At 66.9% G+C, this 17,951-nt stretch carries 9 protein-coding genes; 1 reads left to right on the forward strand and 8 read right to left on the reverse strand.

Translation table 11 applies throughout. The features are described 5' to 3' along the window. Positions 1 to 18: 18 nt before the first annotated feature. The 7 genes from ACZ9GA_RS07780 to ACZ9GA_RS07810 form a co-directional block, all read right to left on the reverse strand. Positions 19 to 8,448 (reverse strand): glycoside hydrolase family 94 protein, encoded by an 8,430-nt coding sequence (locus ACZ9GA_RS07780; protein ID WP_457363240.1) that lies wholly within the window; start codon positions 8,446 to 8,448, stop codon positions 19 to 21. A gap of 327 nt (positions 8,449 to 8,775) precedes the next feature. Next, positions 8,776 to 9,261: a hypothetical protein gene (locus tag ACZ9GA_RS07785; protein ID WP_457363239.1), complete on the reverse strand. Its 486-nt coding sequence runs from the start codon at positions 9,259 to 9,261 to the stop codon at positions 8,776 to 8,778. Between the two features lie 315 nt (positions 9,262 to 9,576). Further along, positions 9,577 to 10,287, reverse strand: a complete 711-nt coding sequence (locus ACZ9GA_RS07790) for a phosphate/phosphite/phosphonate ABC transporter substrate-binding protein (protein WP_457363777.1) — start codon at positions 10,285 to 10,287, stop codon at positions 9,577 to 9,579. Between the two features lie 40 nt (positions 10,288 to 10,327). After that, entirely contained in the window at positions 10,328 to 11,260 is a 933-nt protein-coding gene (locus ACZ9GA_RS07795) for a fatty acid desaturase (RefSeq protein WP_457363238.1), read from the reverse strand. Positions 11,261 to 11,479: 219 nt separating this feature from the next. Next, positions 11,480 to 12,283, reverse strand: coding sequence for a 2OG-Fe(II) oxygenase (locus ACZ9GA_RS07800; RefSeq protein WP_457363237.1), 804 nt, complete (start codon positions 12,281 to 12,283; stop codon positions 11,480 to 11,482). Between the two features lie 30 nt (positions 12,284 to 12,313). Beyond that, the gene (locus ACZ9GA_RS07805; protein WP_457363236.1) at positions 12,314 to 13,087 is read right to left on the reverse strand and encodes an ABC transporter ATP-binding protein; all 774 of its coding nucleotides are present in this window, start codon (positions 13,085 to 13,087) and stop codon (positions 12,314 to 12,316) included. A 216-nt stretch (positions 13,088 to 13,303) separates the two neighbouring features. Next, entirely contained in the window at positions 13,304 to 15,115 is a 1,812-nt protein-coding gene (locus tag ACZ9GA_RS07810) for an ABC transporter ATP-binding protein (RefSeq protein WP_457363235.1), read from the reverse strand. Between the two features lie 594 nt (positions 15,116 to 15,709). Here ACZ9GA_RS07810 and ACZ9GA_RS07815 point away from each other — a divergent pair. Beyond that, on the forward strand, positions 15,710 to 16,825 hold the full coding sequence (locus tag ACZ9GA_RS07815) for a Gfo/Idh/MocA family protein (RefSeq protein ID WP_457363234.1): 1,116 nt from the start codon (positions 15,710 to 15,712) through the stop codon (positions 16,823 to 16,825). Between the two features lie 7 nt (positions 16,826 to 16,832). Here the strand turns inward: ACZ9GA_RS07815 and ACZ9GA_RS07820 are convergent, their stop codons facing one another. Continuing rightward, positions 16,833 to 17,687, reverse strand: coding sequence for a CAP domain-containing protein (locus tag ACZ9GA_RS07820; protein WP_457363233.1), 855 nt, complete (start codon positions 17,685 to 17,687; stop codon positions 16,833 to 16,835). Positions 17,688 to 17,951 lie beyond the last annotated feature (264 nt).

Consider the following 17,951-nt stretch of genomic DNA (forward strand, 5'->3'; position numbering starts at 1 on the left):
GGAAGGCTTTAGCCTACGCTACTTGGCCACCGACTCGCCACGCACGGGCAGCGGATCGACGAACGCCGCCAGGCTGTGGTCCCCGCCATCATCAATCAGCGTCAGGCAACACGGCGGCCCGCTGCCGCGGCTGACGGTGATGTGGTACTGGGTGTGGCCAAAGCGGTAGTCCAGGCGGTACCCCGGCCAGTCCCTGGGCAACAGCGGTTGCAGGCGCAGCACGTCGCCTTCGCGCTGCACGCCCAGCAGCGATTCGACGATCAAACGGTACATCCACCCCGCCGAGCCGGTGTACCAGGTCCAGCCACCCCGGCCAGCGTGGGGCGCGGCGGCATAAACGTCGGCGGCCATCACATAGGGCTCCACCTTGTAGCGCTCGATCAACGCCGGATTGCCCTGGCGCACCGGGTTGATCAGGCGCAGCAGCTCCCAGGCCTTGTCGCCATCGCCCAGCACGGCAAAGGCCATGCTCGCCCATACGGCAGCGTGGGTGTACTGGCCGCCGTTCTCGCGCACGCCCGGCACGTAACCCTTGATGTAGCCGGGGTCCAGCTGACCGCTGTCGAACGGCGGCGTCAGCAATTGCACGATGCCGATGTCCCGGCGCACCAGGTAGCGGTCCAGCGCCGCCATGGCCGTGCGCGCCCGTGCCGGCGGTGCGGCACGCGACAGTACCGCCCAGCTCTGGGCGATGGAATCAATGCGGCATTCATCATTGCTGGCAGAGCCCAGCGGCTGGCCGTCGTCGAACCAGGCGCGCCGGTACCAGTCGCCATCCCAGGCATGGGCCTGCAAGTGCACCTGCAAGCTGGCGGCGCGTTCGGTGCAACGCGCAGCGAAAGCGCTGTCACCCTGGCGCCGGGCAACCTGGGCGAACTGCTGCAGCACGTCATAGCCAAAGAACCCCAACCACACACTTTCCCCCAGCCCGCGCTCGCCCACCCGGTTCATGCCATCGTTCCAGTCACCGCTGCCCATCAGCGGCAAGCCATGACTGCCGCATTGCAAGCCATGATCCAGTGCGCGCTGGCAATGCTGGTACAGACTTTCCGCCGGCCCGCCGTAGGTGGGCAGGTCGTAATAGGACTCCTCACCCTCGTTGAGCACGCGCCCCTGGGCATAATCGACCCGTTCGTCCAATACCGTCAGGTCACCGGTCACCTGCACGTAGCGGCTGGTGGCCAGCGGTAGCCACAGCAGGTCGTCCGAACAGCGGGTGCGCACGCCACGGTCCAGCGGCGGGTGCCACCAATGCTGCACATCGCCTTCACGGAACTGATGCCGGGCGCACAGCAGCAAATGCGCGCGCACCTGCTCGGGCGCGGCATGCAGCATGGCCATGCTGTCTTGCAACTGGTCGCGAAAGCCGATCGCACCACCGGATTGATAAAAACCGCTGCGCCCCCAGAAGCGGCTGGCGATGACCTGGTACATCAGCCAGCCGTTGACCAGCACATCAATCTCGGGCTCCGGCGTGTGCACGCGCAGCACGCCCAAGGTGGCACGCCAGTGGGCACGCACCTGCTCCAGCGCCAGGCCGGCGGCACGGGCGCCACGGTATTCCTGCACGCGGCGGGTGGCGGCGGTGGCGTCCTGCTCGGCGCCCAGGCGGAAGATCACTTCCTGGCTGGCACCGTCGGCCAGTTCCAGGCTGACCTGCATCACCGAGCACGGGTCCAGCCCGCCGCCGGTGCGTCCGGACAGGTGCGAGCGCGACAGCGCCGCCGGCGCCCGCAGGCTGCCGTTGCGGCCCAGAAACTCGGCGCGGTCGCCGGTGATGCGGCGGCCCGGCGAGTCGGTGTCGAGGAAGGACACACGGCCCCCGAATTCCATCGACCAGGCGTTGCGCGCAAACAGCGCGCCGCTGAACGGGTCGGCCTCGGTCACCACGTGCATGGCCGCCTTGCTGCGCAGATCGCCCAGCACCCACTCCACGTACTGGGTCGCCGACAGCCGCCGGGTCCGCCCGCTGGTATTGCGCACCGTCAGCCGGGAAAACTTCACCGGCGCATCCACCGCCACGTACACCCACAACTCGCTGTGCAGGCCGTCCTGTTCATGCTCGAACACGCTGTAGCCGAAGCCGTGGCGGGTGCGGTAACGACCGGTGCCGGGGCAGGGTTGCGGCGTGGGCGACCAGAAGCGCCCGCTGTCCTCGTCGCGCAGGTACAGGGCCTCGCCGCTGGGGTCGCTGACCGGGTCGTTGTGCCAGGGCGTGAGGCGGTATTCGTGGGCGTTGTCGGCCCAGGTGTAGGCGCTGCCGGATTCCGACACCAGGGTGCCGAAGTGCGGGTTGGCCAGCACATTGACCCAGGGCGCCGGCGTCGGCCGGCCCGGGGTGTGGTGGATGATGTATTCGCTGCCGTCGGCGCTGAAGCCGCCGTAGGTGTTGGCCATCATCAGCGTCGGATCAGGCGGGGGCGGCGGGGCGGGCGCAGGCGTTTGCACCAGGCTGGCGTCGAAGCGCGGCAGCGGTGGCTGGCCGCGGCGGCGGTGCACCTGTTCTTCAAGCGTGCCCAGGCTGTCGCGCACCACCACGCGGGCCACCGACAACAGCAGGGTGCGGTCCTCGGCCGACAACTGCTGGCCCGGACGGATGAAGATCCCGCCAGGGCGATCCACCAGGCTGGCCTCGCTGCCGGACGTCACCAGGCCCATGATCAGGTCCTGCAGCAGCTGCCGGTAACCGGCCTGGCTTTCGTTCCAGATCACCAGGTCCACGGCCAGGCCTTTCTGCCGCCAATAGGCGTGGGCCTGCACCATCTGCCGCACCAGGTCGAGGTTGGCCGCCTCGCCGATCTGCACCAGCACAATCGGCAAATCCCCGGAAATGGCCTGGCCCCAAAGCCCGGACTGGCTGCGCCGGTTGCTGATCAGCACGGCGTTATCAGCACGCAGCGCGGCGCTGGGGTAGATCACCGAGGCCGCCATGTGCTCGAACAGGTGGGCATCGGCGCTGGAGGCGTTGAGCTGGCGCAGCAGCACCTGGCTGTGGGTCCAGGCCAGGTCGAAGACCCGGTCGGCCAGGTGACGGTCGCGGTATTTGTGGATCAGCTGCACGCAGGCGTCGCGGGTGTCGGCCAGCCCGGTCACCAGGTCGATGGTCGCGCTTTGCCCCGGGTCCAGGGTGATGCGGCAGCGCACCGCGACGATGGGGTCGAGCACCGAGCCCTGGCTGCCGCTCAACTGCTCCACCCCCGGGTCCAGGGCCGCGGGGGCCATCAGGGTGCGGCCACGACCGATGAAACGGGCGCGGTCGGTCTCGTAGGAAATGGCGTCGATGTCCACGCCATGGGCGGCCAGCAAATGGCACATCCACGGCATGGCCTGCTGCTGCGAGCCTGGGCGGCGGGTACAGACGATGGCCTGCAGCGCCGGCAACAGTTCGGTCTGCACGAACAGCTTGCTGAACGCGGGGTGCAGTGCGTCCGGCAGCGCGGGCGCCAGCACCACCTCGGCGTAGCTGGTCAGTTCCAGCGTGCGCCGGGTGCGGCCGTGATTGGTCAGGTGCAGACGGCGCAGTTCCACGTCGTCTTCAGGCGAGACGACGATCTCGGTGTGGCAGTCGAAATGCCGCTCGCGCAGGCGGAATTCGGCGCGCGCGTCGCTGAAAATGGCTTCCTGGCTGAACGGCACATGCTGTGTGGGCTGCTGGCTGGTGGACCAGAACGTGCCGCTGGCGACGTCGCGCAGGTAGCAGAAAATCCCCAGCTGGTCGCTGACGCTGTCTTCATGCCAGCGGGTCAGGGCCAGGTCGTTGCAGCGGCTGTAGCCGGCGCCGGCGCTGTTGACCATCACGTGGTAGCGGCCGTTGGAGAGCAGCTGCACGGCGGGGCGCTGGTGCGCCGGGTCGCTGAACACGCGCAGCAGGGATTCGCCCTGGCGGGCGTTGTCCTCGTCGGCGCCGGCCTGGTCGGGCGGCAGGTAACGCGTGGCATTGCGCGGCACGCGCTCCTGCAACAACAGCTCGCACGCCTGAAACTGCGGGTCACTGGCGAACCGGCGCTGCATGGGACGGTCCAGCAGCACCGAGGTCAGGGCCAGCAGGCTCATGCCCTGGTGGTGGGCCATGAACGAGCGCACCACGGCCAGGCGCTGGCCCGGCGGCAGGCGCGCCTGGGTGTAGTCCACTGCTTCGTACAGGCCCAGGCGCCCGTTCAGGCCGTGCTCGCCCAGGCGCTGCAGGTTGCGGCTGGCGGCCTGTGGCGCCACCAGTAGCGCCAGCACGCTGGCGTAGGGGGCCACCACGCTGTCCTCGCCCAGGCCGCGCTTGAGCCCCAGCCCCGGCACACCGAAGGCGCGGTATTGATAGGTGAAGGCGGCGTCCTGGGCGTTGTAGGCCGACTCCGATACCCCCCACGGCAGCCCCAGCTGGTTGCCGTATTCCACCTGCCGGGCCACCGCCGCACGGCAGGTCTGGTCCAGCAGGGTGCCGGGGTAGGTCGGCATCACCAGCAGCGGCATCAGGTATTCGAACATCGACCCCGACCACGACAGCAGCACCGGCACGCCACCGTTGCTGGTCAGCAGCCGGCCCAGGGAGAACCAGCTGGCCTGGGGCACCTGGCCCTGGGCGATGGCGATGAAATGAGTCAGCCGCACCTCCGAGGCCAGCAGGTCGTAATAGGCGCTGTCCAGGCGCTGGTCGGTGACGTTGTAGCCGATGGCGAACAGGTCGCGCGGGGCGTCGTACAGGAAGGTGAAGTCCATCACCGCCAGGGCGGCGGCGCGGGCGGCCAGGGCCTTGGCTCGCTGGGCGATGTCGGGGCTCCCGCCCAGCAGATCCTGATGCAGGTCCAGGCACTGCACGTGCAGCGCCTGCCGCCAGTACGCCACGTCATCGTCACCGGCCGGACAGGGCAGGTCGATGCCGCGCTGCAATAGCTCCAGCAACGGCTGAACATGACCCTCGGCGGCTGGCTGCCAGGCCTGTGCATCGCGGTGCAGGTCCTCGATCACCTGCGCCTGTGCGTCGGCGGCGCGGCAGGCGGCCAGCAGCACATCGAGGGTGTCGAGCAGGCCGCGCACCACCTGCGCCGGTTGCGGCGGCGCGTCAACCAGGGCCAGCAGGCCGGGGCGCAGGGTCAGCAGCAGGCCGGCCAGGTTGCCGCTGTCCACGGTCGACACGTACAGCGGTTTCAGCGGGGCCAGGGTCTGGGTGTCGTACCAGTTGTACAGGTGCCCGCGGTGGCGCTCCAGGCCCTCCATGCTGGTCAGCATCAGGTCCAGCCGCGTCAGCAGGCGGCCACGGCCCAGGTAGCCGAAATCATGGGCGGCCAGGTGCGCCAGCAGGGCCATGCCCAGGTTGGTGGGCGAGGTGCGGTGGGCTACCTGGGCGTAGGGCGCTTCCTGGATATTGTCCGGCACCAGCCAGTGGTCTTCGGGGCCGATGTACTGATCGAAAAACGCCCAGGTGCGACGTGCCAGGCGGTGCAGCAGGCGCCGCTCTTCGGCGGAGGGGTCGAAGCCAGCCAGGGTCGACGGCAGGCTCACCCACCAGGCCAGCGCCGGGCCGGCCAGCCACAGGAGCAGCACCGGCGCCGCCACGGCCAGGCTCAGCGGGCGGTTGAGCAACAGGGCGCCGAGGGCGCCGGCCAGCACCGGGGTCAGCCAGAAGGTGCGGTACAGCCCCGGCAAGTCCTGGGTGGCCTGGCGCTCCACTTCCCGCGACGGGCTCCACTGCAGCAAGTGGCGCTTGCTGACGGCCAGGCGCCACAGGGTGCGGGCGATGGCGTCCAGGCTGAAGCCGGCCTCGAACGGCAGCCAGGCCAGGGCCAGGCCGCTGCGGGCAAAATGCAGCGCCGCGCTGCGCGTGGCCGCGCTCAGGTGCTGGCGCCATGAGGCCTCGGGGGCCTTGTGGAGTATGCCCAGCAGGCTGTCCAGGGTTGGCTGGATCAAGATCAGCGCCAGCACCGTCAGCGTCCACGCCAGCGGCTGCGCGCTGCCCAGCCAACCCCACAGCAGCAGGGTCAGCAGCGCCGCCGGTTCCAGGCTGCGGCGCAGGTTGTCGAACAGTTTCCAGCGCGCCAGGGCGGTCAGGCCGGTGGCGCACCAGCGGCCATCGCCGGCCCGCGCCCATGGCAGCAGCCAGGGCAGCAGTTGCCAGTCACCACGGATCCAGCGGTGGCGACGCTTGACGTCGGTGGGGTAGCCGCTGGGGTATTGCTCGAACAGTTGCACGTCGCTGAGCAGGCCGGAATGGGCGTAGCAACCTTCGATCAGGTCATGGCTGAGGATGCGGTTGGCCGGGAACCGGCCTTGCAGCGCCCCCTCGAAGGCCGCCACGTCGTAGATCCCCTTGCCGATGAACGAGCCGTTGTCGAACAGGTCCTGATACACGTCCGACACGGCGCGGGTGTAGGGGTCGATGCCGGCGTCGCTGCCGAACAGGCGGGCGTAGGCCGAGCGGGCGGCGCTGGGCAGGCTGATGCCGATGCGCGGTTGCAGGATGGCGTAGCCGGCCACCACCTGGCCCTGGTCGTTCAGGCGGGCATGGTTGAGCGGGTGTTCCAGGGCGCCGACGAACTGGCGTGCGGCATCGCGGGGCAGTTGGGTGTCGGTGTCCAGGGTGATCACGTAGCGCACCGGTGCCAGGGCCTCAAGGTTGCCGACAATCAGCGCAAAGCCGCTGCGGTCGCCTTCCAACAGCAGGGCGTTGAGCGCCGCCAGTTTGCCGCGCTTGCGTTCCAGGCCCATCCAGGTCTGCTCGCCGGGGTTCCAGCAGCGTGGCCGGTGCAGCAGGCAAAAGCGATCGCCTGCAAGCGCCGGGTAGGTGCGGTTCAGGGCCTGGATCAGTTGGGTGGCCTGGGCCAACAGGGCGTCGTCGGCGGGTTGCTCGGCAGCCGGGGCGTCGAGGAAATCGGTCAGCAACGCGAAGTGCAGGTGCTCGTCGCGGTTGGCCAGGTAACGCACCTCCAGGTCTTCGACCAACGCCTGCACATCGGCCGCGTCGGCGATCAGGGTGGGTACCACCACCAGGGTGCGGGCTGCTGCAGGAATGCCGCTGCTGAAGTCCAGGCGCGGCAGTTGGCAGGGGGCGATGGTGAACGTCACCAGGCCATTGATCAGGTTCATGGCCAGGCGGCTGGTCAGCAGCACGGCGGGCAGCGCCAGCAGGGCCAGGGCCACGCCACTGAGCATCGCCAGCAACGGCCAGGCCAGCGCCACCGACAGCAGCGTCACCGGTGCCAGGAAGAACGCCAGCGGCGCCCGCCGCACCAGGCGCTGCCAGCGCTCTGTCAGCGGTGCCCGCACGCCCAGGCGCTGCTCCAGCAGGGGTAGCCCGGCGCCGATCAGGTAGTAACCGATGTGGCTGGGCGCTGGTGCCAGCGGGCGATGCTCGGTGGCCAAGGCCAGGGCAGCGCTAGCGACGGGTTCTTCATCGTGGGGGCAATGGCGGGCCAGGCGTTCGATCACATGCCGGTAATGGTCGCGGCTGGCGAAGTCCATGGCCGCGTACACACCGGCAGGGTCCTGGCACAGGGTGCGCTCCACGTGGCTCATGCGCTCCACGAACTCGCGCCAGTCGGTGGCTGCCAGCATGCGCAGGCTGGCCACGCTGTTGCTGATGGACACCTGGTCGGCGGCCTGCTGCTGGGCATCCAGGTGCACCAGGTGCTCGATGGTCAGGCCTGACTCGGCCAGCATTTGCTCCACCCAGGTCAGCGCCTGCACCAGCAGCGCGCTTTGGCCTTGCAGGCGGCGGGTCAGTTCGGCGACGAAGGCCGGCGACATCGGCGGCGCCGAGCGGACCATGTCGGCCACCACCAGCACCACGTTGCGCGGGCTGTGTTCGGCGGTGTCGGTGAGGCGGTCGGCCCAGTCGTCGGCCAGGTTGCGATCCGTCCAGTTAGCCATCACCCGCGAGGCCACGCGGCGCAGGTTCTCGATCAGCGCCAGGCGCAGCATGATGGCGATGCCCCACAGCTCGCCCAGGGCCAGCGGCGTCACCGACTGATACGCCTGCACGAAGCGGCTCAGGCTGGCCTCATCCACCCGGCCATCGCCGTGGGCGATGGTTTCCAGGGCAATGTCATACACCCGCGGCAACCCCGCGCACGGCCCGTTGGCCAGGCGCGGCAGCTCGCGGCTGTAGCCCTTGGGCAAGTGGCTGCGGGCGATGCGGATGTGCTCTTCGACCAGGTAGTAATTGTCCAGCAACCACTCCGCTGCCGGCGTAGCCCGCCGGGTAGACGGATGCGCCCGCGCCAGGATCGCGCAACTGTGGGCCAGGGTGGCAGCGTTGTCGGTCAGCCGCGACAGCAGCGCATCGTTGGGGCGGGTCGGGCTGAGCTGATGCTGGCGCGCCAGCAGGATGCCGTGGTCGGCCATCTGCTCGGCGCTGAACAACTCGGCCCGCAGAATGGCCTCGTACGTAAACGCACGGGAAGCGGCAGGCAGCCAGCGGCGCCTGGCGGCGGCAATGAGGCGGGTCCAGGGGCGATCCATGAATGTCCTTGCCATGGGGGAACGGCGAGGTATGAGTGTGGGGCGGGGGAGGTGACGGAGTCTGTGCGGTGGCGTACAGACGGGGGGATCTTGCTGCACCGCGACTGGCTGTGGGACCGGGCGAAGCTCGGGAACAACACGACGCGGTCTGCCTGACGCTCTGCGTCGCCTGCTTCCCGAGCTTCGCCCGGTCCCACAGGGCACACCCCAATCCGTAGCCGCTGCCGCCAGGCTGCGCTGGCCCTGCGCCTCGCTGAAGATGTTCAGGTTCAGCACCGGCCAGCGCAGCCTTCGGCAGCGGCTACAGGTGTTTATCGAGTTGGTCGGCTAGTTTTTATAGGATTTCAGAAGGCTGAGCAGTTCTAGACTGCGCCCCAGGACCATCCCATTTGCTATCCCGAGCGCGAAGGAAGTCCAAGCCGTGAATGAGCTGTTATCAAGTTGGCCGGGATCTATGGATGTCTGGTACTCGATGCAGTACCGCAAAGCAAAGAAGCCCCAGTAAGCGATAAGGATTCTCTGTGAACCCTCCAGGATCAGCCGGTGTTTTTCGATCATGACTGCGTGGAAAGGGTAATAGCGCACAGCAAACATCCGGCCTAGCAGGATACCGAACGCATAGCACGCAGTGGGAACTGAAATTCCAGAACTGAAGTTCAATGCGCTAACGGAGGCAATGGTGAATATCGTTGGTGTGATAATTAGCGAGCGCTTAGTTTCCTGGTTTTTGAAGCAAGCTAGGATGCCGTAGTAGCTGATTATGCAAAATGCAGCGTAAGCCCAAAGCGGAGTTTCGCTCAAGATAGTGAACATTTGAATCCTGCTATGGGGTTGGTTGGAATCAGTTGGAGAGTTCGATGAGGGTGCCGCCTGAATAAACCGAGAGTAATAGTGATCGATGGGCCGAGGAATCGGATAACTCCGAAAAGAGACGCGGGATTTCTGACTGTCCAGTACGAAATATCTGATAGAAGATGTTTTCTCAGGGAGTGAGTTGTTCTTCAGCTCTCTCGCCCCCCACTGCAAGCCTGGCGCATCCCTGTAGCCGCTGCCGCCAGGCTGCGCTGGCCCTGTGCCTCGCTGAAGATGTTCAGGGGCACCACCGGCCAGCGCAGCCTTCGGCAGCGGCTACAGGTGTTGGTAGTCGGACAGGGTGGCGGGCAGGATGCTGGTCAGCGCCAGCACCTCGCGCACCTGTGGCAGTGCCGCCAGCGCCTGGTTCATCGCCGCGCGTACGGCTTCGCCATCCACGCCATAGGCGCGGGTGATGTAGGGCAGCGTGGGGCTGTGTTCGGTGCGGCCAACCACCCGCACGTTCGCCACTTCCTCAGGCGCATGGCCGGCCAGGTAGGCGAAGGTGACGTTGTCGATGGCGGCCAGGTCGGCCTTGCCCGTGGCCACCCAGGCCAGGCTTTCACGGTGGCTGCCGCTGATGCTTTCCCGGGCGAAGAACTGTCCCGGCGCGGCGTAGGGTGCCAGCGTGCGGTACAGCAGGTTCATGCCGGTATTGGAGTCGCGGCTGTTGAGCACGCCGTGGCTGCCCAGCCACTGCGCCAGCGTATGGCGGCCATCGTCGCGATGCGCCACCAGCAGGCTGCAATGCGCGCCGCCACGGGCGTCGGGCAGGTCGAAACAGGGCCTGCCGATCACGTGGACCCGTTCACCCAGTCGAGTCTTGAGCGGGTAGCCGCAGGTCTGCGTCAGCAACAGGCGCGGGTGCAGCCACAGTTCGTCCAACGGTCCGAAAAAGCGCTCATGCACCTCGACGCCCAGCAACTCCAGGGTCAAGGCCAGCCATTGTTCATTGGCTTCATGCACCGCCGTGGGGGCGACGTACATGGGCAGTTCGGCGATCTGTGCGACGGTCACGGTGTGCTCCTCAATGCCAGGGGTGACGAGGGCTGTCGATGGGACGCCAGCCGTGGCGCTGGAACAGTTCACCATAGCCGCGCACCAGGAACTGGCCACTGCGCCGCAGCCAGTCGTCGCGGCGCTGGTGATAGACGCGGGGCAGGTAGTACCAGGGCAGGCCGGGCAGGTCGTGGTGCACCAGGTGCAGGTTGAGGTTGAGGAACAGCCAGCGCCATGGCCAGCCCGCTTCGTTGATCACCGAGCGCTGTTGCGGCTCGGCGGCGGGGCGATGTTCGTAATAGGAACGCACCATCGACAACCCCAGCGCCAGCACGCTGGCCAGCAGGTAACCCGCCACCGACAACCCGCCCTGGGCCTGCACGTAGCTGAGCAACAGCGCTACGCAGGCGCCATGGCACAGCCACATGCCCCAGCCTTGGCCACGCCGCAACCGACCGCCTTGCTGCACCATCAGCGGCCCCAGGGCCAGCAGCGGGCCTATTAGCAGGCGACCGAACAGGGTCTTGTTCAGCCAGTGCACGCCGCGCTCCACGGGGCTGCTTTGCTCCCAGTCGCGGTGGCCCCTGTAGCGGCTTTCGGGGTCGTGGTGCGGGCTGGTCAACTCGCTGTCGCGATGGTGGCGCAGGTGATCGTCGCGGTAGAGAGTGTAGGGGTACCAGATGGCGATGGGCGCGTAGCCCAGCACCTTGTTCAGCCAGGGCCAGCGGGTGGGGTGGCCGTGCAGAAGCTCGTGCTGCAGCGACATCCACAGGGTGATCAGCGGCACCAGCAGGATGATGCTCAAGCCTTGCCCCAACTGCGCGCTGGCTTTGACCAGGGCGAACCAGGCGGCGTAGGTGCCCAGCAGCAACAGCCAGGTGGGCCAGTCGGTGCGCGCGGTCCAGGTGCGGTGAAGCTGGTTGATGTGCTGCTGATGGGCAGCGTCGAGGTAGGCAGGCATGGCAGGCGACCGGGGCAGGGCAATGGTCGCACCTTAGCAAGTCTGGTTATGTTCGAATAATCATATTGGGCTACTTGCATAGCACCGGATGGAATACCTGTAGCCGCTGCCGCCAGGCTGCGCTGGCCCGCATGAACCCTGGAGAGTTGCAGTGAGGCACAGGGCCAGCGCAGCCTGCGGCAGCGGCTACGCCAGTATTTCTCAGCAGGTGCCGGACGGTCAGCGCTTTTTGCGCAACAGCTTGTCCAGATAATACTTGAGGCTCAAGCGGTCTTTGGGGCGCGGCTTGTAGTGGGTTTTCTGGCGTGTGCCGGGCTCCACCTCGGCGGGCGTTGCGGTGTAGTAATACAACGCAATCGAGCGCCGCGAGCGGTCTGGCGGGCAGGTCAGCGGCTCGGGGTGGCCGTGGTTGCTGTCCTCGTCGGTGTTGAACACCACGCAGCGGTTGTACACCGGCAGCACTTTCTTCAGGCACTGGGTCATGGGCTTGTCCCACAGCTCCAGGTGGCCGCCGTAGCTTTCCTGCCAGTCGGGGTTGAGGTAGATGATGGCGTTAATGCGCCGCTGCACCTTGAGCTTCTTGTTCAGCCGGAAGTCCGAGTGCACGCCCAAAAAACCACCCGCGCGGGTTTCATGCAGGCCGCCCCCGACAAAGTACGGGTCGGGGATCAGCCCCTGGATACCGGTCATCTGCTCCATGAAATTGAGCATCGCCGCGCTGTTGAACAGGGCGAACACAGTGCGCAGGTAGGGCGCGCAGTGGTTGGGGTCGACCTGGCGTTTGAGCTGGCCCTTGTAGCCGCGCTCGTAGAGCTGCTCGTTGTTGGTGGCCTCGACGGGGAACTCCCGGCAGATGCGCGCAATCAGCTCATCGGGCAGGAAGTTGTCGATCACAATGTGCGGGAACGGTTCGGCCTGGCGGTACTGGTCCGCCAGCACGGCGCCCAGCTGGCCCGCGGCCTGGAGGTTGAAATCCAGCTCCGGGGTCACGGCGATGGGCAGGGTATGAGAGGTGTCAGTCATGGCTGCGTCCTGAGTCGATCATGAGGTCTATCAGCCGTGCCAGCAACGGTACCAGCCGTCGTGCTCGCTGACCTGCAGTTGGGTTTGGTACAGCTCGGACAGCCGTTCGCTGGTCAATACCTGGGCCTTGGGCCCGTCGGCGATAACCTGGCCCTGGCTGATCAATATCACACGGTCGATCTCGGGGATGATCTCGTCGATGTGGTGGGTGGTGATGATCATGGCGCGGTCATCGTGGCAGAAGTCGCGCATCAGGCTCAGCAGGCTGAGGCTGGCGCCCATGTCCAGGCCGCTGGTGGGTTCGTCCAGAATCAACGCGCGCGGGTTGTGCACCAGGGCGCGGGCCAGCAGCAGGCGGCGTTTCTGCCCCGTCGACAGGCGCTGGAACATGCGCTGCTCATCGATCTGCATGCCCAGCTGGCCCAGCAGTTCACGGGCGCGCTCGATGTGCTCGGCGGTGGGCTGCAGGTGGGCGTGGGTGCCCATGGCGCCGAAGAAACCGGAGATCACCACGTCCAGCGCCGAGGTGTGGGGCGTGTAGTCTTCCTGCATGTCCTGGGACACAAAGCCGATCTTGGCGCGCAGGTCCCACAGGTTGAAGGTTTCGTGGCCGAACAGGCGCAGGTAGCTTTCCGGGCGCTCCACCGGGTAGATCTCGCGGTTGATCAGCTTGAGCAGGGTGCTTTTGCCAGCACCGTTGGGGCCCAGGATGGCCACGCGTTCGTTGTAGCCGATGTGCAGGGACAACTCGTGGAACACGCGGGTTTGCTGTTGGAAGGCGGTGACCTGGTTCAGTTCGATCATGGTGGGCCTGAAGGCTGGGGCAGGGTGGGCGACATTGAACCAATCACGCCGTGTGAATGCAATTGCCGTGACTGCTGCCATTACCTTCCTATCGTAGGCGCCGCCCTTGTGGGAGCGGGTTCTACCCGCGAAAAGAATCACGCGTTACATGAGACGCTCCGCGTACCCCTTTTCGCGGGCAGAGCCCACTCCCACAAAGAAAATGTGCGGCTACGGTCAGCGGTAGCCCTGGGCTTGCAAGTCGAACAGTTCGGCATAGCGGCCGTGGGCGGCCATCAGCTGATCGTGGTTGCCTTGCTCCAACACACGCCCGCTGTCCAGCACGATGATGTGATCGGCGCTGCGCACACTGCTGAAGCGATGGGAAATCAACAACGTCATCCGCCCCCGCGCATACTCGCGAAAATGCTCGAACACCGCCGCTTCCGCCCCGGCGTCCAGGGCGGCGGTAGGCTCGTCGAGGATCAGGATATCGGCATCCCGGCGCATGTACGCCCGCGACAGCGCCACCTTCTGCCACTGCCCGCCGGACAGCTCCTGGCCCCCGACAAACCAGCGGCCCAGCTGCGTGGCGTAGCCTTGGGACAGGCGCTCGATAAAGTCGGCGGCGATGCCTTGGGTGGCAGCGTCGCGCCAGCGCCCCGAATCGCCGAACGCAGTCACGTCGCCCACGCCCAGGTTCTCGCCCACCGTCATCTGGTAGCGAATGTAATCCTGGAAAATCACTCCGATGCGCTGGTGCAGGGCGTGTTCCTCCCAGTCCTGCAGGTCGCTGCCGTCCAGCAGGATGCGCCCTTGATGCGGCGTGTACAGCCGGGTCAGCAGCTTGATCAGGGTGGTCTTGCCCGAACCGTTTTCCCCCACCAGCGCCAGGCTGCGGCCGGGCGCCAGGTGCAGGTTGATGTCGCTCAGGGTGTCGCGGGTAGCGCCGGGGTAACGGAAGCCCAACTGTTCGCAGCGCAGGCCGTCACCCGGCTTGACCCCGGCCGTGAGCGTGCCGCGCGCGATCTGCACCGGATGGGCCAGGTAGTCATGCAGGTCGGACAGGTACAGGCCGTCCTCATACAACCCGGCGATGGCGCCCAGGCTGGCGCTGATGGCGCTCTGGCCCTGCTTGAACAGCACCAGGTACATGGTCATCTGGCCCAGGGTGGTCTGGCCGTTCACGGTGTCCAGCACCACCCAGGCGTAGGCCAGGTAAAAGGCCGTGGTGCCCAGCAGGCCCAGGGCGAAACCCCAGCCGTCGCGGCGCACGGTCAGGCGCCGGTCTTCGCTGTACAGGCGCTCGAAGTTGTCGCGGTAGCGTTGCAGCAACAGCGGTGCCAGGCCGAACAGCTTGACCTCCTTGGCGTGGGCCTCCTGGGACAGCAGCGCCTCCAGGTAGCCCTGCTGACGGGTCTCCGGCGCGCGGCGCTTGAACAGGCGGAAGGCGTCCCCGGAAAAATGCGCCTCGGCGAAAAACACCGGCAGCGCCCCCAGCACCAGAATCGCCAGCGCCCAAGGCGAGAAGTGCACCAGCAGCACGGCAAAGCTGACCAGCGAAATCAGGTTCTGCACCAGCCCCAGGCCCTTGGTCACCAGCCCCAGCGGTCGCGTGGACGCGTCACGACGCACGCGCACCAGCTTGTCGTAAAAGTCCGAATCCTCGAACTGCAGCAGCGACAGCGTCTGGGCCTTCTCCAGAATCAGCAGGTTGACCTTCTGCCCCAGTTGCACCCGCAGCAGCGCCTGCTGCACCGACAACCCACGCTGCGCCGCCGCCAGCAGTGCCAACACGCCGGCCTCGGCCAGCACATAGCGCAACACCGGCCACACCGGCGCCTGGCCGCTGCTGGCGTGCACCTGCATGGCGGCCAGCACCGCGTCGACAATGCGCTGGCCGATCCAGGCGGCCAGGGCCGGCAGCATGCCGGCGGTGAGGGTGGCCAGCACCAGCCCGATGAACAGAGGGCGCGAGGTGCTCCAGACCAGGCTGATGGCGCGGCGGGCCTGGTCGAGGAAGGTGGTGAGGCGGGAGAGCGGGGGCATGGGGGGGGCTCGCGAGGGGGGGGACGTCAAAAGCATTGTGCCAGAGCGGGCGGCCCCTGCGGTGCCAGGCCATGCAAACAGGGCTGGCAACCCAAATGGCACAGGCCATGGCACGGTGCAATAGATGTGGGACCGAGGGAACCTCGGGAAGCGCCGCGCGGGCGGCGCTCGATCTCCAGAAAGCCCCTAAAACCCAAGACATGCACCCAAAGGCCCTAACGCAATCCCGTAGCCGCTGCCGCCAGGCTGCGCTGGCCCGTGTGAACCCTGAAGATCTTCAGCGAGGCATAGGGCCAGCGCAGCCTGGCGGCAGCGGCTACGCGGATTGTGTTGGGTTTTCGAGGTGCATGTCTTGGGGTGTGTGGCGTTCTGGAGATCGAGCGCCGCCCGCGCGGCGCTTCCCCGCCTCACGCGCAAGCCCGGTCCCACATCTATTGCAACGTGCCATGGCCTGTTGGATTTGGGTTGTCAGCCTTGGGCGCATGGCATTGGATGTGCAGGGGTAAAAAATAAAAAATTCCGATATTGATTAAACAGAATTTATATTCCATAAATAGTGCATCCCACAACAACAACTCCAAAAGGCTCCCCCCCATGCGCGAACTCGGCATCGGTCTCATCGGTACAGGCTTCATGGGGCGTGCCCACGCCCTGGCGTTTCGTCATGTCAGCGCGGTGTTCGAGCTGCCCGTCACCCTGCGCCTGGCTGCGCTGGCCGACGCCGATCCGCAGCGCGCCAGCCAGTGCGCGCGGGCGTGGGGCTTCGAGACGGCGCACAGCGACTGGCAACGCCTGATCGACGACCCGGCAGTCAACGTGGTCGCCATCACCACCCCCAACCACCTGCATTTCCCCATGGCCATGGCGGCGCTGGCCGCAGGCAAGGCGGTGTACTGCGAGAAGCCGCTGACGGTCACCCTGGAGGAGGCCGAGCAAATGAATCAGGCCGCCAAGGCGGCCGGCGTGGTGACGCGCGTGGGCTACAACTACCAGCACAACCCCATGATCGAGTGGGCGCGGCAGATGATCAGCAGTGGCGAGCTGGGCCAGATCATCAGCTTCGAGGGCGAGTTCAGCGAAGACTTCATGGCCGACGCCGCCTCGCCGTGGGCCTGGCGCTGTGAGCCGCAGCATGGCGGCGGCGCGCTGGGCGATCTGGGTAGCCACTTGCTGGCCATGGCCCGCTACCTGGTGGGCGATGTGCAGGCGGTGTGCGCCGACAGCCAGACCGTGCATCGCCAGCGTCCGGCGCTGGCGGGCAGCAAGGAGACCAAGGCGATCCTCGTCGACGACCACACCCAGGCCCTGCTGCGCTTCGCCAACGGCGCGCGCGGCACCTTCAGCACCAGCTGGCTCAAGCACGGCTACAAGAACCACCTCAGTTTCGAGATCAGCGGCACCCTGGGCACGTTGTCGTTCGATCAGGAACGCCTTAATGAACTGCGGCTGTGCCGCGCGGGCGAAAGCGGCTTCCAGCGCCTGCTGGCCGGCCCTGCGCTACCTGGCTACGCGGCGTTCAGCCCGGCGCCCGGGCATCAACTGGGCTACAACGAGCTCAAGACCCTGGAAGTGCATGAGCTGATCCTGGCGCTGGCCGGGCAGGGCCAGTCCGGCACCGATTTCGCCGAAGCCGTGGCGGTGGAGCGCCTGGCCACCGCCATCCGTGTGGCGGCGCGCGAACAGCGCTGGGTGGAGGTCAGCCAGGTGTGAACCGGCCTTACTGCTGGGCGCCGAACATCCCGGTCCAGTAGATGCCCGCGTCGCTTTTTGGGTCGGTGGCGTAGGCCGCGCCCAGGTCGCGGAACTGCGGGTTCATCAGGTTGGCGCAATGCCCCGGGCTGGCCAGCCAGCCGGCCACTACCTTGCGCACCGCGTCCTGGCCGGCGGCGATGTTCTCGCCCAAGGCCTGGGCGCTGTAGCCGGCCAGTTCGGCGCGATCGCCGGGGGTGTGGCCGTCGTGGTCCAGGTGGTCGAAATAGTTGTGGTTGGCCATGTCCTGGGAGTGCGCCAGGGCGGCGCCGGCCAGGGTGGCATTCCAGGTCAGGGGCGGCGCCGGGTTGAACGCCTTGGCCCCACACGTCTGCGGCTGCGCGCGGGCGCTGTTGATCTGCACCAGCAGTTTCTGCCCCTCGGCCGCCGCATCACCCAACCCGCCGGCCAGCAGCGGTCGCGCTACCACGATGCGCCAGTCCTGGCCCTGGTGGCTGACGCCGATGTCGATGAACTGCGGGTCCAGCACCACCTTGCAGAAGCTTTCCTGCACCGCCGCCATGGCCGCCTGGGCATCGCGCGGCCCCGACAGGCTGATGGCCTGCACACTGACCATGGGGTACCCGGCCCGCGCCATCGCATCACGCAAATCGCCCCCGCCACTGGCCGGCAGCACCAGGCGCGGGTCCAGGTTGAGGGGCGGCAGCTCGTGGGAGGCCTGGCCGTCACAGCGTTGCACCTGGCCCCGGAACTGGTTGATCGAGTCGGTGAGCTGCGACTCGTCGCTGGCAGCGGCGTGGGTAGCCAGGCTCAGGCTCAGCGAAAGGGTGGCCATGCGCAAGGCGGGCAACAGGTCGGGCATGGAGGGCTCCAGGGTCGGGACAGCGAAAGACGATTCTAGCCTAACCGCAAGTCGAGTCTGAATGGGCGTTTAGCGTCCATTTTTAAACAAAGATTGCAGGTGAAGAATATCCAGACCGTGGAAAGGGGGGCGGGGTTCGCGCGAAGGGTGAGATTTTTGGATGTTTTCATCTCTCCTGCCTGGCAGACAAGGCGGACCAAGTGATCTCACAGGCAAAACTGGCCCGAAACAGATGTGGGACCGAGGGAACCTCGGGAAGCGCCG

It is taken from the genome of Pseudomonas sp. TE3644 (genome assembly GCF_056278815.1).